22 protein-coding genes are annotated in these 21,422 nt (G+C 69.1%); 9 read left to right on the top strand and 13 right to left on the bottom strand.

Translation table 11 applies throughout. The features are described from left to right. Nucleotides 1-30: 30 nt before the first annotated feature. From JUB11_RS08725 to fumC, 3 genes are all read right to left on the bottom strand, one after another. A complete protein-coding gene (locus JUB11_RS08725) occupies nucleotides 31-741 on the bottom strand; it encodes a DUF599 family protein (RefSeq protein WP_207458125.1) in 711 nt (236 codons plus the stop codon). Between the two features lie 84 nt (nucleotides 742-825). Then, nucleotides 826-1,056, bottom strand: a complete 231-nt coding sequence (locus JUB11_RS08720) for a ribbon-helix-helix domain-containing protein (protein WP_207458124.1) — start codon at nucleotides 1,054-1,056, stop codon at nucleotides 826-828. A 24-nt stretch (nucleotides 1,057-1,080) separates the two neighbouring features. After that, on the bottom strand, nucleotides 1,081-2,481 hold the full coding sequence (fumC, locus tag JUB11_RS08715) for a class II fumarate hydratase (RefSeq protein WP_207458123.1): 1,401 nt from the start codon (nucleotides 2,479-2,481) through the stop codon (nucleotides 1,081-1,083). Between the two features lie 217 nt (nucleotides 2,482-2,698). Between fumC and JUB11_RS08710 the strand changes: the two genes are divergently transcribed. The 3 genes from JUB11_RS08710 (at nucleotide 2,699) to JUB11_RS08700 (ending at nucleotide 3,856) form a co-directional block, all read left to right on the top strand. Next, nucleotides 2,699-2,971 (top strand): hypothetical protein, encoded by a 273-nt coding sequence (locus tag JUB11_RS08710; RefSeq protein ID WP_207458122.1) that lies wholly within the window; start codon nucleotides 2,699-2,701, stop codon nucleotides 2,969-2,971. A 104-nt stretch (nucleotides 2,972-3,075) separates the two neighbouring features. Next, complete coding sequence (locus JUB11_RS08705) at nucleotides 3,076-3,471, top strand: TerB family tellurite resistance protein (protein ID WP_207458121.1); 396 nt, start codon at nucleotides 3,076-3,078, stop codon at nucleotides 3,469-3,471. A 172-nt stretch (nucleotides 3,472-3,643) separates the two neighbouring features. Next, a complete protein-coding gene (locus JUB11_RS08700; protein ID WP_207458120.1) occupies nucleotides 3,644-3,856 on the top strand; it encodes a hypothetical protein in 213 nt (70 codons plus the stop codon). Between the two features lie 143 nt (nucleotides 3,857-3,999). On the opposite strand, the gene JUB11_RS08695 is transcribed toward JUB11_RS08700, so the two are convergent. Beyond that, nucleotides 4,000-4,488, bottom strand: a complete 489-nt coding sequence (locus tag JUB11_RS08695) for a GNAT family N-acetyltransferase (RefSeq protein WP_207458119.1) — start codon at nucleotides 4,486-4,488, stop codon at nucleotides 4,000-4,002. Between the two features lie 158 nt (nucleotides 4,489-4,646). On the opposite strand from JUB11_RS08695, the gene JUB11_RS08690 reads away from it, so the two are divergent. From JUB11_RS08690 to JUB11_RS08680, 3 genes are all read left to right on the top strand, one after another. Beyond that, nucleotides 4,647-6,056: a chloride channel protein gene (locus JUB11_RS08690; protein WP_207458118.1), complete on the top strand. Its 1,410-nt coding sequence runs from the start codon at nucleotides 4,647-4,649 to the stop codon at nucleotides 6,054-6,056. Next, a complete protein-coding gene (locus JUB11_RS08685) occupies nucleotides 6,053-6,421 on the top strand; it encodes a cupin domain-containing protein (protein ID WP_207458117.1) in 369 nt (122 codons plus the stop codon). The genes JUB11_RS08690 and JUB11_RS08685 overlap by 4 nt, the downstream gene beginning before the upstream one ends. A gap of 198 nt (nucleotides 6,422-6,619) precedes the next feature. Continuing rightward, nucleotides 6,620-8,320 carry a calcium-binding protein gene (locus JUB11_RS08680; protein ID WP_207458116.1) on the top strand — a complete coding sequence of 567 codons (1,701 nt, stop codon included), beginning with the start codon at nucleotides 6,620-6,622 and terminating at the stop codon, nucleotides 8,318-8,320. A gap of 70 nt (nucleotides 8,321-8,390) precedes the next feature. On the opposite strand, the gene JUB11_RS08675 is transcribed toward JUB11_RS08680, so the two are convergent. The 8 genes from JUB11_RS08675 to JUB11_RS08640 form a co-directional block, all read right to left on the bottom strand. Then, nucleotides 8,391-9,437, bottom strand: a complete 1,047-nt coding sequence (locus JUB11_RS08675; protein ID WP_207458115.1) for a glycosyltransferase — start codon at nucleotides 9,435-9,437, stop codon at nucleotides 8,391-8,393. 106 nt (nucleotides 9,438-9,543) lie between these two features. Continuing rightward, complete coding sequence (locus tag JUB11_RS08670; RefSeq protein ID WP_348771392.1) at nucleotides 9,544-10,554, bottom strand: glycosyl hydrolase; 1,011 nt, start codon at nucleotides 10,552-10,554, stop codon at nucleotides 9,544-9,546. 209 nt (nucleotides 10,555-10,763) lie between these two features. After that, on the bottom strand, nucleotides 10,764-11,516 hold the full coding sequence (locus tag JUB11_RS08665) for a TIGR04290 family methyltransferase (RefSeq protein ID WP_207458113.1): 753 nt from the start codon (nucleotides 11,514-11,516) through the stop codon (nucleotides 10,764-10,766). Nucleotides 11,517-11,558: 42 nt separating this feature from the next. Continuing rightward, entirely contained in the window at nucleotides 11,559-12,302 is a 744-nt protein-coding gene (locus JUB11_RS08660) for a sugar phosphate nucleotidyltransferase (RefSeq protein WP_207458112.1), read from the bottom strand. Nucleotide 12,303: 1 nt separating this feature from the next. Beyond that, the gene (locus JUB11_RS08655) at nucleotides 12,304-13,383 is read right to left on the bottom strand and encodes a glycosyltransferase (RefSeq protein ID WP_207458111.1); all 1,080 of its coding nucleotides are present in this window, start codon (nucleotides 13,381-13,383) and stop codon (nucleotides 12,304-12,306) included. Beyond that, nucleotides 13,380-14,003: a histidine phosphatase family protein gene (locus tag JUB11_RS08650; RefSeq protein ID WP_207458110.1), complete on the bottom strand. Its 624-nt coding sequence runs from the start codon at nucleotides 14,001-14,003 to the stop codon at nucleotides 13,380-13,382. The genes JUB11_RS08655 and JUB11_RS08650 overlap by 4 nt, the downstream gene beginning before the upstream one ends. A gap of 11 nt (nucleotides 14,004-14,014) precedes the next feature. Continuing rightward, nucleotides 14,015-15,106, bottom strand: coding sequence for an inositol-3-phosphate synthase (locus JUB11_RS08645; RefSeq protein WP_247886929.1), 1,092 nt, complete (start codon nucleotides 15,104-15,106; stop codon nucleotides 14,015-14,017). Between the two features lie 389 nt (nucleotides 15,107-15,495). Then, nucleotides 15,496-16,596 (bottom strand): acyltransferase, encoded by a 1,101-nt coding sequence (locus JUB11_RS08640; protein WP_207458109.1) that lies wholly within the window; start codon nucleotides 16,594-16,596, stop codon nucleotides 15,496-15,498. A 366-nt stretch (nucleotides 16,597-16,962) separates the two neighbouring features. Here JUB11_RS08640 and tyrS point away from each other — a divergent pair, with 366 nt between their 5' ends. Next, nucleotides 16,963-18,252, top strand: coding sequence for a tyrosine--tRNA ligase (tyrS, locus tag JUB11_RS08635; protein ID WP_207458108.1), 1,290 nt, complete (start codon nucleotides 16,963-16,965; stop codon nucleotides 18,250-18,252). Between the two features lie 286 nt (nucleotides 18,253-18,538). On the opposite strand, the gene JUB11_RS08630 is transcribed toward tyrS, so the two are convergent. Further along, the gene (locus JUB11_RS08630; RefSeq protein WP_207458107.1) at nucleotides 18,539-18,901 is read right to left on the bottom strand and encodes a hypothetical protein; all 363 of its coding nucleotides are present in this window, start codon (nucleotides 18,899-18,901) and stop codon (nucleotides 18,539-18,541) included. A 252-nt stretch (nucleotides 18,902-19,153) separates the two neighbouring features. Between JUB11_RS08630 and JUB11_RS08625 the strand changes: the two genes are divergently transcribed. Together JUB11_RS08625 and JUB11_RS08620 are read left to right on the top strand one after the other, a co-directional pair. Then, a complete protein-coding gene (locus JUB11_RS08625; protein WP_207458106.1) occupies nucleotides 19,154-20,452 on the top strand; it encodes a lytic murein transglycosylase in 1,299 nt (432 codons plus the stop codon). A gap of 133 nt (nucleotides 20,453-20,585) precedes the next feature. Further along, nucleotides 20,586-21,422: a phosphate ABC transporter substrate-binding protein gene (locus tag JUB11_RS08620; RefSeq protein ID WP_207458105.1), complete on the top strand. Its 837-nt coding sequence runs from the start codon at nucleotides 20,586-20,588 to the stop codon at nucleotides 21,420-21,422.

The following is a 21,422-nucleotide window of genomic DNA, read 5'->3' as shown; positions in this document are numbered from 1 at the left end:
TATTGTACTTACTTTGAAAGAGCTTCACCCCTACCCCTCGTGCCGCTCCAGCGCCTGGAGCTGGGCGCGGATGATCTTTTCCGTGCCGGAGAAGGCCTGACGGCGCAGCAGGACCAGCACGACCCAGCCGCTGGCGATGATGAAGAGCCAGGGGTGGATCATCCAGGACAGGCCGGCGAGCGCGAAGTAATAGGCGCGCAGCCCGTCGTTCAGGGCGGTGATCGCCAGGGTCAGGGCATCGGCGATGTTCTCCGCCATCAGGCGGCGCTCCGCCGGGTCGGTGAAGGTCAGCGGGGCCGAGCCGAGCAGCGCGCAGCAGTAATTGTATTGGCGTAGCGCCCAGGTGAACTTGAAGAAGCCAAAGGTGAAGATCAGCACGAGCAGCGCCATCTTGATCTCGAACAGCTGGCGCGAGGTGCTGACGGTGAAGGTCAGGCTGGTCAGGATCTCGTGCGCGTGCTCGATGGCGCCGAAGGAGCCGAGCAGGCCGGCCAGAATCAGGATGGTGGTCGAGGCGAAGAAGGTGCAGCTGTTGATCGTGTGGCCGACGAGCTGCGAATCCATGATGCGGTTGTCGCGGTCCAGCATCCGCTCCATCCAATGGACGCGCACCTTGCGCAGATGCTGGTTCACCACCATGCGCCCGCGCAACAGATGGTCCTGCGCCAGCTTGTAGCCGATCCACATCGTCAGGAACCAGGCCAGGGCGCAGGCGTCGAGGAGCGTCAGGTCGGGCGGCACGGCGGATGCCTGTTCTGTTGTCTCGTCCTTTCGGTGTAGAGGGGGTGGGGCCGGCTGTCCAGGGGCGGTCACGCCCGCCCCCGCCTAACCGGCTCCGTCCGCGCCGCCATCCTCCCGGCCGCTCCGCACCGCGTTCAGCACGAAGACGCGGATGGCGCTGGAGAGATTGCCGGTGCGGGTGCCGTCGATCTCCTCGATCAGGGCGTTGACCGACCGGCCGCGCGCCTGGGCGATCCCCTTCAGCGCGTCCCAGAACTCCTCCTCCAGGGACACGCTGGTGGGGTGGCCGGCGATCAGGACGGAACGCTTCCTCAAGGCCCGGCCCTCAAAGAAAGGTCTTCAACGTGGGCCGACCATCTTCTCCGGCCGGACCCACTGGTCGAACTGCTCCTCCGTCAGCAGGCCCAGCGCAACGCCGGCCTGCTTCAGGGTGGTGCCTTCCTTGTGCGCCTTCTTGGCGATCTTGGCGGCGTTGTCGTAACCGATGTGCGGGTTCAGCGCGGTAACCAGCATCAGGCTCTCGTTCAGGAGCTGGCCGATGCGCTCGCGGTTGGCCTCGATGCCGACGACGGCGTTGTCGGTGAAGCTGACCGCCGCGTCCGCCAGCAGCCGGATCGACTGGAGCACGTTGTAGGCGATCACGGGCTTGAAGACGTTCAGCTCGAAATGGCCGGTGGCGCCGGCGATGGTGACGGTCGTGTGGTTGCCCATCACCTGGGCGCAGACCATGGTCATCGCTTCCGACTGGGTGGGGTTGACCTTGCCGGGCATGATGGAGGAGCCCGGCTCGTTCTCCGGCAAGGAGAGTTCGCCGATGCCGCAGCGCGGGCCGGAGCCGAGCAGCCGGACGTCGTTGGCGATCTTCATCAAGGACACGGCGATGGTGTTCAGCGCCCCATGCGCCTCCACCAGCGCGTCGTGGGTGGCCAGCGCCTCGAACTTGTTCTCCGCCGTGACGAAGGGCAGCCCGGTGATGCGTGCGACCTCCTCGGCGAAGGCCTCGGCGAAGCCGGCCTTGGCGTTGAGGCCGGTGCCGACCGCCGTCCCGCCCTGGGCCAGCGGCAGCAGGCGCGGCAGGACGGACCTGGCCCGCTCCACCCCGTACCGCACCTGCGTGGCGTAGCCGGAGAATTCCTGGCCCAAGGTCAGCGGTGTCGCGTCCTGCAGGTGGGTGCGGCCAATCTTCACGATGTCGGCGAATTCCTTCGCCTTGGCGTCGAGTGCGGCGTGCAGATGCTCCAGCGCCGGCACCAGCTCGTGATGGATCTGCTCGGCGGCGGCGATGTGCATCGCCGTCGGGAAGCTGTCGTTGGAGCTTTGCCCCATGTTGACGTGGTCGTTCGGGTGGACCGGCGACTTGGAGCCCATCTCGCCGCCCAGCGCCTGGATCGCGCGGTTGGCGATCACCTCGTTGGCGTTCATGTTGGTCTGGGTGCCGGACCCGGTCTGCCAGACCACCAGAGGGAAATGATCGGCGAGCGTGCCGTCGATCACCTCCTCCGCCGCCTCGACGATGGCCTGCCCGATCTTGGAATCGAGCACGCCCAGCGCCATGTTCGCCCGTGCCGAGGCCTTCTTCTGGATGCCGAGCGCCCGCACCAGCGGCGCCGGCATGCGTTCGCCGCCGATCCGGAAATTGTGGAGCGAACGCTGGGTCTGCGCGCCCCAGTAGCGGTCGGCCGGCACCTCGATCGGGCCGAAGCTGTCGGTTTCGATGCGCACCCCGGGCTTGCCGGTCATGGCGGTGTTCCCCTCGTCGAAAGTGATCCCGGCGTTAAGGGTTTTCCGAAACCGCCCCGGCGGCAAGGGGGAAAAACGCATGGCACGGGGCGTCCCCCTGGCGGGCCACTCCGCCTCTACCACGGAGTCGCGCGAGGATCCGCAACGGAGTTCTTGTTTCGTTCCCGGCTTGAGCGTAAGGTTAACGGCATCGAAGGGTTGGCCAGGGAGAGTCCCCATGGACGAGTTCGCGGTGGATCACGTTCGGGCGTTCATTGCTACGGCGCGCGTTGCCGAGATGAAGGCGCAGGGATGGCGCGCCGTCGCGCATGGCCAGCCCGGCTGGCGCGGCCAGGAAGGCGCCCTGCTGATGGAGGGTCCGGCGGTCGGCGGCCGCGGCCCGGCGCGCCTCGGCAACATCCTGCACGACCTGTTCGACGATCTGGTCGCCGCCGCCATCGCACGCGCGGATATGGCGGATGAACTCGACCGGATGCGCAAAGCGGCATAGGACCCTCTCCGAAAGCCTGATGCTTTATCCTTATGCCTTCCTCATCCCTTTGAAACCGCTGAGCCTTCTTGCCTGTTGCGCAATGACCACAGACGGGAAGCGGCATGAATCGGGATTGGATGGGGAATGACAAGGCCTTGGACGCGGTCGCCGCGGGCTGTGCGCTCCTCGGCAGCGTCGACGGGGCCGATGCCGCCGGGGTCGGCGGGCGCTTCCGCACTCTGCTGGACGGCGCCGACCTGCCGGACCAAAGCCTGACGGAGGCGGCCTCCGCCTTCGACCGGCATTCCGGACGGATCCGGGACAACCAGGACATCGGCGAGGAGGAAGCCATCGCCGCGTTGCGCGCGGTGAAGGGTGACGCCGATCTCGCCAGACAGACCGCCGAAGCCTGCCTCCAGCTCGCCCGCGAGGGAGACGAGCTGGCCCCGGCCCAGTCCCACATGGCCCGCAGGCTGTGCGAATCCCTCAACCTGAGTCCGACGCAATTCGGACTCTAGCAAAGCGGAGTAATCCGGATGGATGGGCGCTACCTTTACTGCCAGGTCTTAGTATTACCCCGCAAGATATGACCTCGCGCATAGGCCCGTTAGCGAGCCGTTAACTTTCGTAACGGTTAAATAAAGCCACCAAGACGCGGGCCCAGGCCACCAAGTCCAACGGAGAAGAACAATGTTCGCTGTCACCGCCGAGAAGATCAACGCCTCGTCCCTCGCCCACATCGGCCTGCTGGACGAATTCATCAAGCTCACCGAAACGAAGCTGGACGCGCAGAGCGACCCGTTCGTCCGCGAGAGCCTGAACGATCTTCTGACCAGCCTGAAGGACGAGCGCGCCGATTACCTGGACGTGCTGGGCAGCGCCGCCGGCCGGCGCGCCGCCTGAAAGGGCCATACGCGGAACATCGGACGGCAGCGCGCGGAGCAACACGCGGGATTGGGTCTGGCCCGCGAGCCGCGTTGAAACGGGACGCCTGAAAGGGTGTCCCGTTTCGTGTTTCCGGGACACGCTTCTCCGAACAGTTTTGACTATGCCTCGGATTGCGAGGCCAGGGCCGCCAGGGCATCGCCCGTCAGCCGGTAGGGAAGCCACTCCTCCATGCGGCGGAAGCCGATGCGGTCGTAGAAGGCCCGGGCGGGGTTCCAGTCCAGCACCGCCAGGTCCACGCGGCGGCAGCCCTGCTCCACCGCGCGGCGCGCCACCGCGGCCAGCAGCAGCCGGCCCACCCCATGACGGCGCGCCTCCGGCGTCACGTAGAGATCTTCCACATGGATGCCGTACCGCCCCTCCCAGGTGGAGTAGTTGCGGAAGGTCAGGGCGAAGCCGACGGGCGCTCCGTCCAACTCGGCGATCAACGCCTCGAACACCGGCCGCTCGCCCCAGCCGTCGCGCCGGAAATCCTCCTCGGTCGCCTTGACGGCGTTCGGCTCGCGCTCGAACTCGGCGAGTTCCCGGACGAAGCGCAGGATGACGGATGAGTCGGCCTCGACGGCCGGGCGGATGGTGACGGACGGCATGACGGCTCCGGAAAAAAGGAGCGGGACCATAGCGCCGGTGCCGGGACCCGGCAACAGGGCCGGACAGCATGGCTATGAATGCGGGAGGCACCGATTGCGCTTCCGCATGCACCACGCCGGCGCTCTAATGGCGGGAACGCCCGCGAAACCCTCCCAGCATGCCCCGCCGACGGTCCGACCCCAACGCCCCAGCGAACCCCCTGCTCCGCCGCCTGCGCCGCGCGCTGCTCGACCAGCGCATCGTGCTGGCGCTTGCGGCCATCGCCGTCGGCACGCTGGCCGGCGGCGGGGCCATCCTGTTCCGCCACGCCATCCTGCTGGTCCAGCATGCCGCCTTCGGCTGGGGCGAGGAGCGGCTGGCCTCGGCCGCAGCCGCGCTCCCGGCATGGCGGGTCGTGCTGGCCCCGGCGCTCGGCGGGCTGGTGGTCGGGCTGCTCGTGCGCCGGTTCCTGCCGGAAGGGCGGCCGCAGGGCGTCGCCGACGTGATCGAGGCGGTGACCCTGCGCCAGGGGCGCATCGGGATGCGCGCAGGCGCCGTCTCCGCCATCGCCTCCGCGCTGTCACTCGGCAGCGGCGCCTCGCTGGGCCGGGAGGGGCCGGTGGTGCATCTCGGCGCGGCGCTGGCCTCACGGCTGTCGGCCCCCTTGCGACTTCCGGCGCGGCATGCCCGGACTCTGGTGGGGTGCGGCGTCGCGTCGGCCGTCGCCGCCTCCTTCAACGCGCCGCTGGCCGGGGCGCTGTTCGCGCTGGAGGTGGTGACCGGCGGCGCGGTGCTGGCGGCCTTCACGCCCATCGTGTTGGGTGCCGTGGTGGGAACCATCATGACCCGGGCGGCCTTCGGCGAGTTTCCGGCCTTCCTCCTGCCGCCGCAGAGTGAACCCGCCCTGCTCGAATACCCGCTCTTCGCGCTGCTCGGCTTGGCCGCCGGGGCGGTGGCTCTCGCCTTCATGGGCGGGTCGCTCGCCGCGCAGAGGGCCTTCCAGTGGACGGAGCGGCGCCTCGGCCTGCCGCGTTGGCTGCATCCGGGCTTGGGCGGTCTGCTGCTGGGGCTGCTGGCCCTGGGCTTTCCGCAGGTGCTCGGCGTCGGCTACCAGACCATGGACGAGGCGCTGCGGCTGGCCTTTCCTCTGCCGGTGCTGGCCGCCCTGCTGATGGCCAAGCTGGCGGCCTCCTGGCTGTCCTACGGTTCGGGCTTCGCGGGCGGCTTCTTCGGCCCTGCCCTCTATCTGGGAGCGCTGGCCGGCGCCGCCTTCGGCCTGCTGGCCGGGGGCGGGCCGACGGCCAGCCTCTACGCCGTGGTCGGGATGGGGGCGGTGGCCGCCGCCGTGCTCGGCGCGCCAATCTCCACCGTGCTGATGGTCTTCGAGATGACCGCCAGCCACACCGTCACGCTGGCCGCCCTGATCGGTGTCACCGCGGCCGTCACGCTGACGCGCGCCACGGTCGGGCATTCGCTTTTCACCTGGCAGCTCGCGCGGCGCGGCGTGCGGATTCCGGAGGCGCCGGAAGCATCCACGGCCGAGAAAGCACCGGGCGAGACGCCGGCCTTCCAGAAGGAGACATCATGAGCAGCACGGCGGACATGCCCTCCGGACAAGCCGACCTCCGCGTGACCCTGGCCGACGTCGCCCGGCGCCTGTCGGCGGAGAGCCCCTTCGAGACCGTCTTCGAGCGGGGCGAGGAAATCTCGGTCGAGCTGTACGCGCCGGTGGAGACCGACCGGCAGAATCCGCACGAGCGCGACGAACTCTACATCGTCGCGTCGGGAACCGGCGTCTTCAGCCGGGATGAGGAACGGGTGCCCTTCGGTCCGGGAGACCTGCTTTATGTGCCGGCCCATGCGCCGCACCGCTTCGAGAGCTTCACCGGGGACTTCAGGACCTGGGTGATCTTCTACGGCCCAAAAAGGCCGGCGCCCTCCCCGAAAAGCTGAAGGGCGGCCCGCCGTTAAGGGAAAGTATCCGGCGACCGGGCTACTCCGGCGCGGCGGAACAATCCGCGCGCGTTGAACATGCCCCCTTCCCGTTGCTCCGTCCGCTACCACTCCAAGACCCGGGACGCCGCTTCTGTTGCTTCGCTTAAATCCATACGCCACTAGGACGAATGGCAGATAACAGGAGGCGGAGTAATCATGGCCATCGTGACTTACGGTACGGGTGGAAACAACCAGATCTGGCGGCATGACGGTTCGGACATCGTTTACGGATACGGCGGGAACGACACGCTGGATGGCGGCAACGGGGCCGACACGGTGGATGGCGGCGACGGCAACGACGTGCTCTACGCCGGCAACGACGCCGATCCCGACCGGCTGGTCGGCGGCACGGGCAACGACACCTATTGGGTCAACGGGCCGGAGGACGTGCTGGTCGAGCAGGCCGGCGCCGGGCGCGACGCGGTCATCGCCAAGTTCTCCTGGACGCTGGGCGCCAACTTCGAGGACCTGACGCTCCAGGAGGCCGGGGCCTCGGCCAACGGCAGCGGCACGGGCAACGGGCTGAACAACGTCATCGCCGGCAATTCCGGCAACAACCTCCTGTCGGGCGGGGGCGGCAACGACACGCTGAGGGGCAGTGGCGGCAACGACACGCTCGACGGCGGGGCCGGGCTCGACGACCTGTATGGCGGCGACGGGCAGGATCTGCTGCTGTCGAACGGCGACGGCAACCGCATGTGGGGCGGCGCCGGGGCGGACGTCTTCTCCCTGACCACGCGCGCCAAGGACGGCACGCCCACCTGGTCCACGGACGCCGCCTCCGACTTCGAACTGGGGGTGGACAAGATCGCCCTGGCCGCGGGCTGGACCTACAAGGGAGTCGGGACGCCGACGCATGGTCAGTCGGCCTGGCTGACCTTCGAAAACGGCGAGGATCAGGTGCGGCTGCTGATGCCGCAGCACCCCGACGTGCTGACCGCCTGGATCGCCCGGAACGGAGCGAACGCGCTCTTCACCTCCCCGCCCCCCGGCGGCAGCGGCCCGGCGACGGTCACCAACGGCACGGCCGGGAACGACGCGATCTGGCGGCATGACGGTTCGGACATCGTCTACGGCTTCGGGGGCAACGACACGCTGGACGGCGGCAACGGGGCCGACACGGTGGACGGCGGCGATGGCAACGACGTGCTCTTCGCGGGCAACGACGCCGACCCCGACCGGCTGGCCGGCGGCACGGGCAACGACACCTATTGGGTGAACGGGCCGGAAGACGTGCTGGTCGAGCAGGCCGGCGCCGGGCGCGACGCGGTCATCGCCAAGTTCTCATGGACGCTGGGCGCCAATTTCGAGGATCTGACGCTCCAGGAGGCCGGAGCCTCGGCCAATGGCAGCGCCACCGGCAACGGGCTGGACAACGTCATTGCCGGCAATTCCGGCAACAACCTCGTGTCTGGCGGGGACGGCGCCGACACGCTGACGGGCGGCGGCGGAAACGACACGCTGCTCGGCGGCGGGAGCTACGACAACCTGTCGGGCGGCGACGGGCAGGACCTGCTGCTGTCGAACGGCGACGGCAACCTCATGCGGGGCGGCGCCGGGGCGGACATTTTCCTCCTGTCCACGCGCGCCATGGACGGCACGCCGGGCTGGACGATGGACGGCATCGCCGATTTCGAGTTGGGAGTGGACAAGGTCGCCGTGGCGGACGACTGGACCTATCTCGGCATCGGCGTGCCCGGCCACGGCCAGTCGGCTTGGCTGACCTTCGACAACGGCGAGGACGAGGTGCGCATCTCACTGCCGCAGCACCCCGATGACCTGAACGCCTGGATCGCCCGGAACGGCGTGGAATCGCTGTTCACCACGGCGCCCGGCGGCGACTGGATCGGGGTCTGACCGGAAGGGCAGCGCCCGGCACGAAGGGACCGCCCACCTGTGCCCCTCCAGGGAAACAGGTGGGCGCCGCCTAAGCCGCTCCGGCCACGGCCTCCTCGGCTCGGGCGTTGCCGACGATAAGGTCATCGTACAAGGCGAGATAGCGGGCCGCCATGGCGTCCTGGGAGTAGCGGGCGCGGGCGGCGGCGCGGCAGGCCTCCGGGTCGATGCCCTCGGCCCGGTCGATGGCCTCGGCCATCTCTTCCACGTCCCCGACCAGGAAGCCGGTGACGCCCGGCTCCACGATCTCGGCCAGGGCGCCGGTCGGGAAGGCCACCACCGGGGTGCCGCAGGCCAGCGCCTCGATGGCGGAGAGGCTCGCCGCCTCGCCCGACAGGCTGGGCGCCAGCAGGCAGCGCGCCGCCCCCAGCATCCAGCGCTTGCGGGCGAAGCCGATGGGGCCGAGGTAGCGACGGCGGCCGTCGAGACGGGGATGGATCTCCTCCCGGTAATAGCGCGCGGCCTCCGGAGTGCGCGGCACGTCGCCGGCCAGGACGAACTGCATGTCGGCGCGACGCGCGGCTTCCAGGGCGAGGTGGAAGCCGCGCTCCGGTGCCACCCGCCCGATGGCGGCGACGAAGCGCCGCTTGGGCACGCGGATGAACAGCCGGTCGACGGGCACGCCGGGCTCGATGGGCGGCAGCAGGATGGCGCCGGGCGGGGCCGCCGCCGTCTGGGCCACCGAGACGCCCTGCAGGAAGGTGTCGGGCCGGGCCGGCGCCAGGGCGTCCGCCGGATAGCGGTCGAGCGGACGGTGCAGGGTCACCAGCACCGGCACGCCCGGCGGCGGCAGGTAATTCATGAAGTCGGGCCCGTGCAGATGCACGAGATCGACCTCGTGGCGGTCGATCGCCTCCATGATGGTGGCGCGCATGCGGGCGGCCGGTGCGTCACCGTTGGTTTGCATGGGGACCAGGACGCCGGCCACGCTCGAACCCTCGCGGGCGATGACGACCGAGCGGTGGCCGGCGCGCAGCAGCGCGGCGTCGATGCCCGTCAGCACCTGGTCCGCCGTTCCGGAGGGCTCCGGGCCGACCAGGGCCAGGGGCGGTGCGACGCTGAGGACGGTGAGGGTCATGGCTTGTCCTCCGGGCGGAACTCCCCCGGACCGGATGCCCCTGGCCCCTCGCTTTGCGGGGCCGGGAGCCTCTCCGGGCGGAGCGCGGAAGGTGGAGGGGACGGCGTCACACCGCCGCGGCGGAAGTGGTAAGCGCGCTGCTCGGCGCCGGGGCGTAGCGCTGCACCATCTCGGCGCAGAACTCCGCGAACTCTTCCTTCACCTGCGGCGGGCTGGTGTAGTGCGGCTCGACGCCCCGGTGCTCCGGCGTGAAGCAGAAGGTCACGGTGACGTTGAAGTCGCTCAGCGCCTCCATCTGCTGGTCGAACCAGTCCAGCGCGCCCTCGCGGTAATAGTCGGCCCAGCTCAGCCCGGTGCGGAGGTAGGTCACCCCCAGCTCCTTCATGCGGCGCACGCCCTCGTCCAGCCGGTGGTCCTGGAAGTGGAACCACTGGCACAGGCCCATGTCCGGCGTATATTGCGCGAACGTCTCATAGGCCGGCTTCTCGCTGCCGTCCTCGCGCACCAGCCCCATGTAGAAGTGGCGGTAGTAGGAGGAGCCCTCCGCCTCGCGGTGGCGGGTGGTGGCCGGCCAGGCGCGCGGCAGGTCGAACAGGCTGTACCAGTGGATGCGCGGCACCCGGCCACGCAGCAGCTCGGCCGTGCGCTCGACGCCGAAGACCTGCACTTCCTCGGCACCGAAGGTGGAGACGCCGACCTCCGACACCCAGAGCGGCAGGTCGGTGACGGCCTGGATCTCCTTCAGCTTCTCCGGCCAGTCGTTGATCTGCCAGTGGTTCCAGTCCAGCGGGAAGCCGTGCACGGCGACCGCGTCCAGATGGTCGAGCACGCCCCGGTTCTTCATGTTCGTCATGAAGCCCGGATCGATCGGCGAGATGCCGCCGAGCACCTTCGGCAGGCGCGGGTTGACCTGCGCGATGGCGTCCGCCGCGCAGTTGATCATCTCCGCGAACTGCTGCCATTCCGGGTCGATCTGGAAGTCCCAATGGGATTTGTTGTTGGGCTCGTTCCAGAGCATCACCGCTTCGATCATCGCTATAGCCTCTTTTATGTGTCTTGGAGCAATGGCTTGTGTATTTCGTGACGTCGTCTTTTCCCGGGCGAGGACGGCATTCACACCGGTCGTTGCAGCAGGCTCCCGACAGAACACCACTCTTCCGTCATCCCCGCGAAAGCGGGGATCCAGGCTTTGCGACAGAAGCGCGTCGCCTGGAGTTCTGGATCCCCGCTTTCGCGGGGATGACGTACAAGTCGCTGTCTCCTGCTTTACCTGCCGCTCCGAAACCGATGCTGAACGCCACCTCCCGAGGAGAAGGGAAAGGACTGCTACCGCTCCGGGCCGGTGGCCGGGTGGACGGTCTGGACGAATTCGGAGCGTTCGCCGCGGCGGCAGACGAAGACCTCCTCCTCCGGATGTTCGAGGATGGTGAATCCGGCGGAGCGCAGCATGGCTTCGGCGCCGGCGCGGTTCGGGATCCACCAGTTGGTTTCGTCGTTGCTGTATTTGTGCTCGACGAAGGCCATGCGCGGGAAGCCGGGCTGCTCGAAATGGGCGGTCTCGGCGAAGGGGTAGTCCGGCTCGACCGGGAAGACCTCCGCCGGGCCGCGCAGCATGGACTGGAAGACGAGCATGTCCTTGGCGACATGTTCCCAGATCAGGTCCAGCGCCAGCAGCGGGTGGCGCAGGTGGTAGAGCACGCCCATGAAGAAGACGACGTCGAACTTTTCGCCCAGCTTGGCGACGTCATAGACGGAGAGCTGGTGGAACTCGATGTCGGCGCCCATCACCTCGGCGGCGAAGCGGGCCTGGGCAAGGTAGCGCTCGTCGAAATCGACCGCGACCACCCGGTCGGCGCCGCGCCGCTTCATCTCGATGGAATAGAAGCCGCCGTTGCAGCCGATGTCGAGCACGGTCTTGCCCGACAGGTCCTGCGGGATGGCGTGGGCGAAGTTGCGCCATTTCATCGCCGGATAGTCGCCGAGGAAATGGTTCGGCGCCGTCCGCACGCCCTTCAGGTCGATGTTGTGGAACCAGTCGCCCAGTTCACGGACCCGCCGCTCGATCACCTCAGGTGTCACGTCCCTCGTCTCCCCATTTTGATTGTTCGCAATCCAGGCCCGTCAGCGTTCCGCCGCCTCGCGGCCGGCGCCGCTCAGCAGCGCGATGGCCGCGCGGTAGCCGCGCACTGTGCCGACATCGACATAGGAGGTGCCGGCGCGCACCCCGACCGCCTCCCCGCCCCGCGCGATCCAGGCGTTGACCAGCGTGCCCATGTATTCGTCCTCGCATTCGCGCTCGCGCCACAGGGCGTGCAACTCGTGCAGCACGGCACCCGGCATCTTGAAGGCGCCCCAGACCCAGGGGGTGCTGGCCTCCGGGCTCTTCACCTGGATCTCCAGCACCCGGTTGCCGCCGTCGGTGACGACGGCGTCGAAGACCTGCGGGTTCTCGACCGGGAAGAGCAGGAAGGACAGCCGGTCGTCCGGCAGCGCCGCCAGCGCGTCGTCGGGGAACCAGACGGTGTCCGGAAGCCCGATGATCACGGGCTCCGACGGGTGGATCAGCGGCAGCGCGCGGAAGATGGCGTCGCACAGCCCGCCGGGGCGCGGCTGCACCACATAGGCGAGGTCCGCCCCCTCCACCTGCCCGCCGTAATATTGCAGGATGTCGAACTTGCCGGGCGAGATGACGAAGGCGATCTTGTCGGCCCCGCCCTTCACCATGCGCTCGATGAGGTATTCGCTCACCGCGCGCGGCCGCTCGGTGCCGTCGTCGAGGCGGCTGCCGACGGGCAGCAGCTCCTTGGAGAAGGCGAGCGGCTGGATGCGCGTGCCGCTGCCCGCGGCCGGAATGATGCCCCACATGTCAGTCGTCGCCTCCGCCGCCGGTCAGGTCCAGCAGCTTGCGAAGCTGCGACACGCGATGCTCGGCCGTGTGTTCCGCCAGCGTGCGCTCCCGAGCGCGGCGGCCGAGCGTCGCCAGATGGTCGCGCGGCAGCATCAGCGCCGTGGTCACGTCGTCCGTCTCCTTGGCGACGAGGATCTCGCGCCCCGGCTCGAAGAAGCTCTCCAGCCCCTCCCACCAGTCCGACACCAGCGGCACGCCGCAGGCCGCCGCCTCGAACAGCCGGCCCGACGGGCACCAGCCCATCCGCTTCATGGCGTCGCGCGTGACGTTCAGCGTCAGGACGGAGGAGCAGAAGAAGGCCGGATGCTCGGCGGGCGGCAGGTGCTGGACGAAGAAGATGTTGGAGGTCCAGGGGAAGCTCTCCGGATACTGCGCGCCGCCGATGACGAAGCGCCGCCGGGGCAGCCGCCGCGCCGGCTCGATGAAGAGCTGTTCCAGCGCCGCCTGCCGGTCCTCGGCATAGGTGCCGAGATATGAGAGGTCGGCGAGGTAATGCTGCGCCGGGTCGGTCGGCCGGTGCACCTCCGGATCGACCCAGCCGTAGAGTGGCGCCACCGCCTTCGCCCCCAGCCGGGTCTTCAGCTCGGTCAGCGCCTCGCCGCCGGTGTAGCTGAGCACGAGGTCGAAGCCGCCCAGCCCTTCCGGCGGCAGGTAGGCCGGCCGCTCCCCGGCGTCCAGCCGCGACAGGGTGACCGGCGTGTCGAGATCGTAGAAGACGGTGCGCCGCGCCTTGCTGCCGAGCACGAGGTGCGAGGCCGCGACCCCGTCCGGGCAGTAGGAGGTGACCATCGCCACGTCCGCCTCGTCGGCGTGGCGGGCGGCGTCGCGGGCGACCTCATCCCAGTCCGAATAGAGCACGAGCGTGCCGCCGGGGATCTCCCACAGGTCGCGGTGCTCCGCATAGTAGGGCACGTCGCGCTCGTAGAAGACGACCTGGTGGCCCCGGCGCAGCAGCGCCTTGACCAGCCCGCGCCATAGGGTGGCGTGCCCGTTGCCCCAGGAGGAGCTGATGGTGAGTCCGAAGATGACGAATTTCATGGTGCTGGCGCTATGCTCCCGTCGTCGAGGGTGCCGTTCACGCGCAGGACGCGCGGCCCCCAGCTGTCGAGGGCCAGAACGGAAATCGAGGCGGGTGAGACCTCGATGCGCAGGAACAGGTCGAGGGGTACGCCGAGATAGTAGGCGAGCGCCGCGCGGATCGGGTCGGCATGGCCGACCAGCACATGCGCGCCGTCCGGGCCGCCCTGCCCCTCCCGGGCGAGCCGGTTGATGAAGCCGACCATGCGGGCCTGGACCTCGGTCATCGACTCGCCCCCCGGCGGCCGGTGCAGGCTGCGCGACGCATTCCAGTGCCGCCAATCGGGATCGTCCTCAAGCTCCGCGAAGGATCTGCCGGTCCAGGCGCCGAACTCGACCTCCTGGAGCGCGTCGTCGGTTTGCAAGGGCAGGCCCAGCGCGCGGGCGACCGGCTCCGCCGTTTCCACCGTGCGGCGCAACGGGCTCGCCCAGACCGACGTGACCCGCTCCCGGGAGAGGCGGCGGGCGAGCCGTTCGGCCTGCGCCCGCCCGCCCTCGTTCAGCGGCACGGCCATGCGTCCGGCGAGGCCCCGGCCGACATAGTCGTGGTCCGCGTGGCGGACGAGATGGACCAGCGTCATCGCCCCGGCCCTCAATCGCCGGAGAGGATGAAGCGTTCGGTGCGCAGATGGGCCTCGCTGTCGGTGAACTGGACGGGCGGCGACTTCATGAAATAGGAGGACGGCCCCTCCAGCGGGCCCCCGATGCCGCGGTCGAGCGCCAGCTTGGCGCAACGCACCGCGTCGATGACGACGCCGGCGGAGTTCGGGCTGTCCCACACCTCCAGCTTCAGCTCGAGGTTCAGCGGGACGCCGCCGAAGCCCTCGCCCTCCATGCGGATGTGGCAGAACTTGCGGTCGGTCAGCCAGGGCACATGGTCCGACGGGCCGATGTGGCAGTCGCCGGCCGGCAGCGGATGGCCGAGCTGGCTGGTCACGGCCTGGGTCTTGGAGATCTTCTTCGACTCCAGCCGTTCCCGCTCCAGCATGTTCAGGAAGTCAGTGTTGCCGCCGAAGTTCAGCTGGTAGGTGTGGTGCAGCCGCACCCCGCGCTCGCGGAACAGGTTGGTCAGCACGCGGTGGACGATGGTGGCGCCAACCTGGCTCTTGATGTCGTCGCCGATGATGGGCACGCCCTTTTCCGTGAAGCGGCGCGCCCAGACCGGGTCGGAGGCGATGAAGACCGGGATGCAGTTGACGAAGGCGACGCCGGCCTCCAGCGCGCGTTCGGCGTACCAGCGCGTCGCCTCCTCCGAGCCGACCGGCAGGTAGGAGACCAGCACGTCGGTGCGCGTGCGCTTGAGGACCGCCGTCACGTCGGCGGCGTCGGCCTCCGACTCGCTCACCACGCCGGTCAGGTAGCGGCCCAGCCCGTCCAGCGTCGGGCCGCGCTGGACCGTGACGCCGAGGTTCGGGACCTCCGCGAAGCGGACGGTGTTGTTCGGCTCGGCCAGGATGGCTTCCGACAGGTCGCGCCCGACCTTCGCCGCCGAGATGTCGAAGGCAGCGGAGAACTCGATGTCGCCGACATGGTAGCCGCCGAGCCGCACATGCATCAGGCCCGGGACATCCGTGTCCTCGGCCGCGTTCCGGTAGTGGTGCACGCCCTGCACCAGCGACGAGGCGCAGTTGCCGACGCCCACGATCGCGACCCGAAGCTTACCGCCCGTCCCATTTGCCATCATCGTTTCGCCTCGACTATGTCTTGGCCGTTTGCACGGCATTTATCCGGAAAACGAGGAGTGTAAAGACCGGTTCCAGTTTCGATAGTGGCGCGTCCGGGGGATCCCATTGGAGAGGCCGCGCCGCCGGGGATACCGGCTTGACAAGCCTCTTTCGGAGCCGCCCCAGGACAGGCCGCCGGCCCAGCCCCCACGCAACCGCCTGCACCCATCCCGTGGAAGGGCTTCCCGCAACGGGGGCTGTTTCCGGTTGCGCGAACCACCGTTTCGATACACACTCCTGATTGTCGGCGGGGCGGACGACGTCCCTCCCGCGCACACCATGTCCTTCGTTCCGAATGCCCTTCGGCCCGGCTTTCCCAAGCCGGGCCTTTTTCTTCACGCCGGCCGCGTCACGACACGGTGGAATGGTCGCGCGACATGCCCTGCGGCATCGATGCCGCGGCACCGCCGCGCCCGAAGCGCACGGCCCGGAACAGGCGGATCACCGGCTTTTCCGCGACATGATGGAAGACCACCCCGACGATTACCGGCAGCGCCACCAGGGCGGCGAAGAGCGCCCATTCGGGAAGCCAGCCGGCGACGCTCGTGCGGAAGACGCCGTTCAGCACGAAGGACTGGACCACCGCGTGGACGAGGTAGATCGCGTAGGAGGCGGCCCCCAGCGCGACCATCCAGGACGGCACGCGGATCCGGCCGGACCGCTCCAGTTCCACCAGCCCCAGCACGATCAGCACCGAGCTGACGCCGTAGGTAATGCGCTGCAGGTCCCAGCGCAGCTCGAAGGCCAGTTCGGCCGCCCAGGCCGCGGCGACGATGGCGAGCCCGAGCCCGAGCACCAGACCCGGCATCGGCACGCTGCGGCGGCTGACATACAGCGCACAGCCCAGCCCCATGATGAACAGCACGTTGTAGAGGCTGAGGATGAAGCCGCCGGGGAACGGCAGGTTCAGCACATACTGGTTGGCCAGGATGAGCGTCAGCCAGAGGCCGATGACCGGCACCATGAGCCGGCGGCTCAGGATGAACAGGCCGAACAGGGCGTAGAACATCACCTCGTGCGTCAGGGTCCAGGCGACGCCGAGCGCCGGCTGCGCTTCCTGCGGGACCAGGAAGATCGACAGCAGCAGGTAGACGGGATCGCGCTTTTCCGCCGAGCCCATGCCCGTGAAGAGGTAGGCCGGGATCAGGACGGCGAGAACGATCCAGTAGGGGAAATAGATGCGCGAGACGCGCCGCCACAGGTAGGAACCGATCCGCGCCGGCCGGCCGAGATCGGCCTGATGTGCGTACATGATGATGAAGCCGCTGAGGACGAAGAAGAACTCCACCCCCATGTGGCCGGGGAAGAACCAGCCGCCGAGCGGCTCATAGCCGAGGAAGCGTGCCTCGGTCGGGATCAGGGTCGCGTGGTGCAGGACCACCAGGAGCGCCGCGATGAAGCGTCCCGCTTCGAGCGACGTGATCTTGTTTTTCTGGGATGCCGGCTGCATCAGACATGACTTCCCTGTTAGGCAAAGGCTGGCTCCTAAGCTTGGACGGGGGCTTTACCGCCGCAATGCAGGCGAAAGCTCAGACGCGGGCGAGGCCGTGTTACCCCGGCCAAGCGAGCCGATGCGGATAGGCGTCACCACTTTCGATTAGCGCGGAACGGGCGGTCGGGCTTGACGTGGTGTGGGTTCGCCGCCTAGGGTCCCGGCCATGAACGCACGTGACCTTCAGACCTGCCGTTATTATACGCTGTCCACATAGGGCGGCGCGTTCGATCATGACCTGACGACATGCCGCCGCGGTCCGGCGGCATGTGTTTCGACAGCAGATCTCCGGGGCGCGGCCCTTCCCTCCCGGAGATGTTTTCCATGAATACCCCCTCCCCGCATTCGCCGAGCTTCGCGCCCTCCTCTGCCTTCCTGCGGACGCTGACCGAGCGCGGCTTCCTGAACCAGTGCAGCGATCTGGCGGCGCTGGACGGCGCCCTGGCGCAAGGAGTCGTGCCGGCCTACATCGGCTTCGACGCGACGGCGGACAGCCTGCATGTCGGGCACCTGATGTCGATCATGACCCTGCGCTGGCTCCAGCGGACGGGGCACAAGCCGATCGTTCTGATCGGCGGCGGCACGACGCGCATCGGCGATCCCAGCTTCCGCGACACGACCCGCCCGATGCTCGACGACGCGGCGATCGCGGCGAACATGGCCGGGCTCGGCAAGGTGTTCGCCAAGTACCTGACCTTCGGCGAAGGCCCGACCGACGCGGTGATGGTGAACAACGCCGACTGGTTGGACGAGCTGAAATACATCCCGCTGCTGCGCGACGTGGGCCGCCACTTCACGGTCAACCGCATGCTGAGCTTCGATTCCGTCCGGCTGCGGCTGGAGCGGGAGCAGCCGCTGACCTTCCTGGAGTTCAACTACATGATCCTCCAGGCCTACGACTTCGCGGAGCTGTCGCGGCGCCGGGGCTGCCGGCTGCAGATGGGCGGGTCGGACCAATGGGGCAACATCGTCAACGGCATCGAGCTGGGCCGCCGCATGGATGGAACCGAGCTGTTCGGCCTGACCACCCCGCTGCTGACCACCGCGTCGGGCGCCAAGATGGGCAAGACGGCGGCGGGTGCCGTGTGGCTGAACGCGGAGCGGCTGAGCGCTTGGGAGTTCTGGCAGTTCTGGCGCAACACGGAGGACGCGGACGTCGGGCGCTTCCTGCGCCTCTTCACCGAACTGCCGCTGGAGGAGATCGCCCGGCTGGAAAGCCTGCCCGGCGCCGGCATCAACGAGGCGAAGAAGGTCCTGGCGAACGAGGCCACGCGGCTGTGCCACGGCGACGCCGCGGCGGCCGAGGCGGCGGAAACGGCCCGCCGCACCTTCGAAGGCTCGGACGGCGCCCCGGCGGAGGGCCTGCACACCATCACCGTGGAGCGGGCGGACCTGACGGCCGGCGTCGCCGTGGTCGACCTGCTGGTGCGGGCCGGGCTGGCGGAGTCCAAGGGCGCGGCGCGGCGGCTGGTCCGGGACGGCGGCGCGCGGGTGAATGGCGAGGTGGTCACCGACGAGGCCGCGCTGGCCGGCCTCGCCGAACTGGACGCGGACGGCCGCATCAGGCTCTCCGCCGGGCGGAAGCGGCATGCGCTGGTGCAGGCGGCGTCTTGAGGCCCTTGCCGTTCCGACGGCCACACGGGGTCGGGATCGGCGCGGCCTGTGTGGAGTTGCTGTTTCGGTAGGTGTCGTGATGTCGGAGGGCGTAAAGCCGACCGCAAGATGATAACGGCTTTTGCCGCTCAACCACCTTCCGTCATTCCCGCGAAAGCGGGAATCCAGGCCATATAAGCACTTAGGTGCAGAAGTTCTGGATCCCCGCTTTCGCGGGGATGACGGTTGGGTGATCGTTGTTCCGGTTCTTCTTGTCTGCGCTAACAGTGCGTCATTACCCCGCCGCTCACAGCGGCAGGGCGCCCTGGCGTTCCTCCGCACGGGCGGCGGGCCGGGGGACGGGGTGGCGGTTGTTGTCTGCGATCAGGCGGGCCATGTCGCGGCGCGCCTTCTCGGCCTCGTACAGGGGCCGGTACTTGCCGATGAAGCCTTTCCGGCAGGCGCGGTGGAAACGCTGGGCGGCCTGGTCCCATCCGTCGCCGGGGCGCAGCCAGCTGACATAGGTGGTGCCGGTGCGCGGGTCGGTGCGGAGGTACCGCCCGCGTCCCTTTTCGCCCCGAACCCACTGGCCGGGGTTCAGGTGCAGCGCGCCGCGCGCCAGCAGCATGGAAACCTGGGGGGTAAGGTCGATGGTCGGCATGAAAGGCATGGCAAATCCTCCGGGACCGGAGCCTTCCGCAGGAGGGAAAGCCGGCCGCGAGTCTCGTTCGTGGTCGTTGGGCAAGAGTCATTTCGGGATAGTCCCCATATGGGTATTATCGGCGGTTTGTTCAAGTTTTGTTCACGGATGATCGGCCCGCTCAGGAGCCATTTCCGGGCTATCTCACGCGTTTGTCGGTTGAGCCGGAGGGCCGTCCGTGCTTAGGGTTCGGAGCCCTTTTCCAGCACGGTTCGAAAGCGTATGCGCACCCTCCTCCCGCTGCCCGCGTCCGCCCTTCTCGGCGCCCTGCTCCTCGCCGCCTGCCAGACGACCTCGGCGCAGACGCCCGCCGCCGGTGGCGCGTCGCCCGCCGCGGCCGCCACGCCGACGGCGGCCGTGCCCGCCGTGCGGCCGACGCAGAGCTTCCCGGATTGGCTCCAGGGCCTGCGCGAGGAGGCGACGCGCCAGGGCATCCGGCCGGCGACCTTCGACAGGGCCTTCGCGCGGGTGAAGCTCTCGGACCGGGTGGTCGAGCTGGACACCAGCCAGCCTGAATTCACACGCCAGGTCTGGCAGTATCTGGACAGCGCCGCGAGCGACCGCCGCGTCCAGGACGGGCGCGCCCGCATGCAGGAGAACGCCACCCTCCTGCGCCGGATCAGCGAGCGCAGCGGCGTGCCGGCGGAAATCCTCGCCGCCTTCTGGGGGATCGAGACGAATTTCGGCGGCTCGACCGGCGGCTTCTCCGTCATCGACGCGCTGACCACGCTGGCCTACGAGGGGCGGCGTGCGACCTATTTCCGCAACGAGCTTCTGGCCGCGCTGAAGATCCTCGATTCCGGCGACATCCCGCTGGAGCGGATGAGCGGATCCTGGGCCGGCGCCATGGGCCAGACGCAGTTCATGCCGACGGTCTTCCTGGCCCACGCCGCCGACGAGGACGGCGACGGCCGCCGCGACATCTGGGGCAGCATGCCGGACGTCTTCGCCTCCACCGCCGCCTTCGTGCGGGCGAACGGCTGGCGCACGGGCGAGCGCTGGGGCGAGGAGGTCGTGCTGCCGCAGGGCTTCCCCTACGACCAGGCGGAGCTGTCCATCACCAAGCCGATCTCCGAATGGCGCCGCATGGGCGTGCGGACGGCCGCCGGCGGGGAGCCGGCGGGCGACGGCAACGCCGCGATCCTCGTGCTGGCCGGGCATCAGGGGCCGGCCTTCCTGGCGCGCGACAACTTCCGCGCCATCATGCGCTACAACCCCTCCACCAGCTACGCGCTGGCGGTGGCCGTCCTCGCCGACCGGCTGGCCGGCCGGCCCGGCGTGCAGGGGGCGTGGCCGCGCCACGAACAGCCCTTGAGCAAGACCGAGCGCGTGGAGCTTCAGCAGCGGCTCGCGGCGCTGGGTATGGAACCGGGCACCGCCGACGGCATCGTCGGCGCCAACACCCGCAACGCCGTGCGCCGCTTCCAGGCATCGGTCGGCGCGGTGCCCGACGGCTTCGCCACCAAGTCCCTGCTCGACCGGCTGCGGCAGGCTTCCGCGAACGTGCAGCTTCCGGGCTGAGACACGCCGGACGGCGAGCCCTTTCCGCGACCCGGATTTCCGGGCGGCGGAAAGGGAGCGGCGCCGGTTATCGCTTGCTTTCCACAGAGTGCATTTGAGCTAATGCCTTCGCATAGAAATGCGGAGGTGCGGGGTGACGGCTGTTCGAGCGGCGGCGATTGCGGCATGGCTGGCCGCCGGCCTCATCACGGGGGCGGGGGCGCCCGCCTTGGCCGCCGGTGAGCGTGCCACGGTGCATGTGCGCGGGTCCAACTCGCTGCTGCCCGTCGCCCGGACGGTGGCCGAGGCCTACATGGCGGAGCATCCCGGCGAGGCCGTCGTGGTCAGCGGCGGCGACAGCGGACCGGGGCTGAAGGCCCTTCTCGACGGCACGGCGGACATCGCCATGATCTCCTCGGCGGTGCCGGAGGAGGTGCGCAAGCGCGCCGCGGCGCTGAAGGCCACGCTGGTCGTGGAGCCGGTGGCGGTGGACGGCATCGTACCGGTGGTCCATCCCGGCAACCCAGCCCCGTCCCTGTCGCTGAAGCAGATCGGCGCGATCTACGCGGGCGCTGTCACCAATTGGCGGACGGTCGGCGGGCCGGACGCCCCGATCACGCTGCTGTCCCTGCCCTCCTCCTCCGGAACGGCCGACGCCTGGCGGCACGGCGTGCTGGGGGAGGCCGTGCAGACGCCGAAGGCGCAGTCGGTGTCCGCCGCCCAGATGAAGGCGGTGCTGGCCGCCGATCCCCACGCCATCGGCTATCTGGGAATGGGTACCGCCGACGGGGCGCTGAAGGCCCTGCCCGTGGACGGGGTGGCGGCGTCGCGCGAGACGGTGCGGGACGGCCGCTTCCCGATCCGGCGCGAGATGGCGCTGGTCACCCGGGGCGATTCCGGCGAGGCCGCGCGGCGCTTCGTTGCCTACTTCCGTTCGCCGGCGGCACGAGCCTTGGTCGAGGCGGCCGGGCTGCAACCGGCCAACCCGTGA

This window comes from Azospirillum sp. SYSU D00513, from assembly GCF_017356015.1.
In the GTDB taxonomy this organism is placed as follows: Bacteria; Pseudomonadota; Alphaproteobacteria; order Azospirillales; family Azospirillaceae; genus Azospirillum.
The sequence above is the reverse complement of the archived record's forward strand: the minus strand, read 5'-3'. Positions and strand labels throughout refer to the sequence as shown.

Coding starts and splice junctions, on each gene's coding strand:
- fumC (WP_207458123.1), bottom strand. CDS start 2,481: ATGACCGGCAAGCCCGGGGTGCGCATCGAAACCGACAGCTTCGGCCCG.
- JUB11_RS08640 (WP_207458109.1), bottom strand. CDS start 16,596: ATGCAGCCGGCATCCCAGAAAAACAAGATCACGTCGCTCGAAGCGGGA.
- JUB11_RS08645 (WP_247886929.1), bottom strand. CDS start 15,106: ATGATGGCAAATGGGACGGGCGGTAAGCTTCGGGTCGCGATCGTGGGC.
- JUB11_RS08695 (WP_207458119.1), bottom strand. CDS start 4,488: ATGCCGTCCGTCACCATCCGCCCGGCCGTCGAGGCCGACTCATCCGTC.
- JUB11_RS08655 (WP_207458111.1), bottom strand. CDS start 13,383: ATGAAATTCGTCATCTTCGGACTCACCATCAGCTCCTCCTGGGGCAAC.
- JUB11_RS08675 (WP_207458115.1), bottom strand. CDS start 9,437: ATGACCCTCACCGTCCTCAGCGTCGCACCGCCCCTGGCCCTGGTCGGC.
- JUB11_RS08625 (WP_207458106.1), top strand. CDS start 19,154: ATGCGCACCCTCCTCCCGCTGCCCGCGTCCGCCCTTCTCGGCGCCCTG.
- JUB11_RS08705 (WP_207458121.1), top strand. CDS start 3,076: ATGAATCGGGATTGGATGGGGAATGACAAGGCCTTGGACGCGGTCGCC.
- JUB11_RS08650 (WP_207458110.1), bottom strand. CDS start 14,003: ATGACGCTGGTCCATCTCGTCCGCCACGCGGACCACGACTATGTCGGC.
- JUB11_RS08700 (WP_207458120.1), top strand. CDS start 3,644: ATGTTCGCTGTCACCGCCGAGAAGATCAACGCCTCGTCCCTCGCCCAC.
- JUB11_RS08630 (WP_207458107.1), bottom strand. CDS start 18,901: ATGCCTTTCATGCCGACCATCGACCTTACCCCCCAGGTTTCCATGCTG.
- JUB11_RS08660 (WP_207458112.1), bottom strand. CDS start 12,302: ATGTGGGGCATCATTCCGGCCGCGGGCAGCGGCACGCGCATCCAGCCG.
- JUB11_RS08680 (WP_207458116.1), top strand. CDS start 6,620: ATGGCCATCGTGACTTACGGTACGGGTGGAAACAACCAGATCTGGCGG.
- JUB11_RS08710 (WP_207458122.1), top strand. CDS start 2,699: ATGGACGAGTTCGCGGTGGATCACGTTCGGGCGTTCATTGCTACGGCG.
- JUB11_RS08690 (WP_207458118.1), top strand. CDS start 4,647: ATGCCCCGCCGACGGTCCGACCCCAACGCCCCAGCGAACCCCCTGCTC.
- JUB11_RS08685 (WP_207458117.1), top strand. CDS start 6,053: ATGAGCAGCACGGCGGACATGCCCTCCGGACAAGCCGACCTCCGCGTG.
- tyrS (WP_207458108.1), top strand. CDS start 16,963: ATGAATACCCCCTCCCCGCATTCGCCGAGCTTCGCGCCCTCCTCTGCC.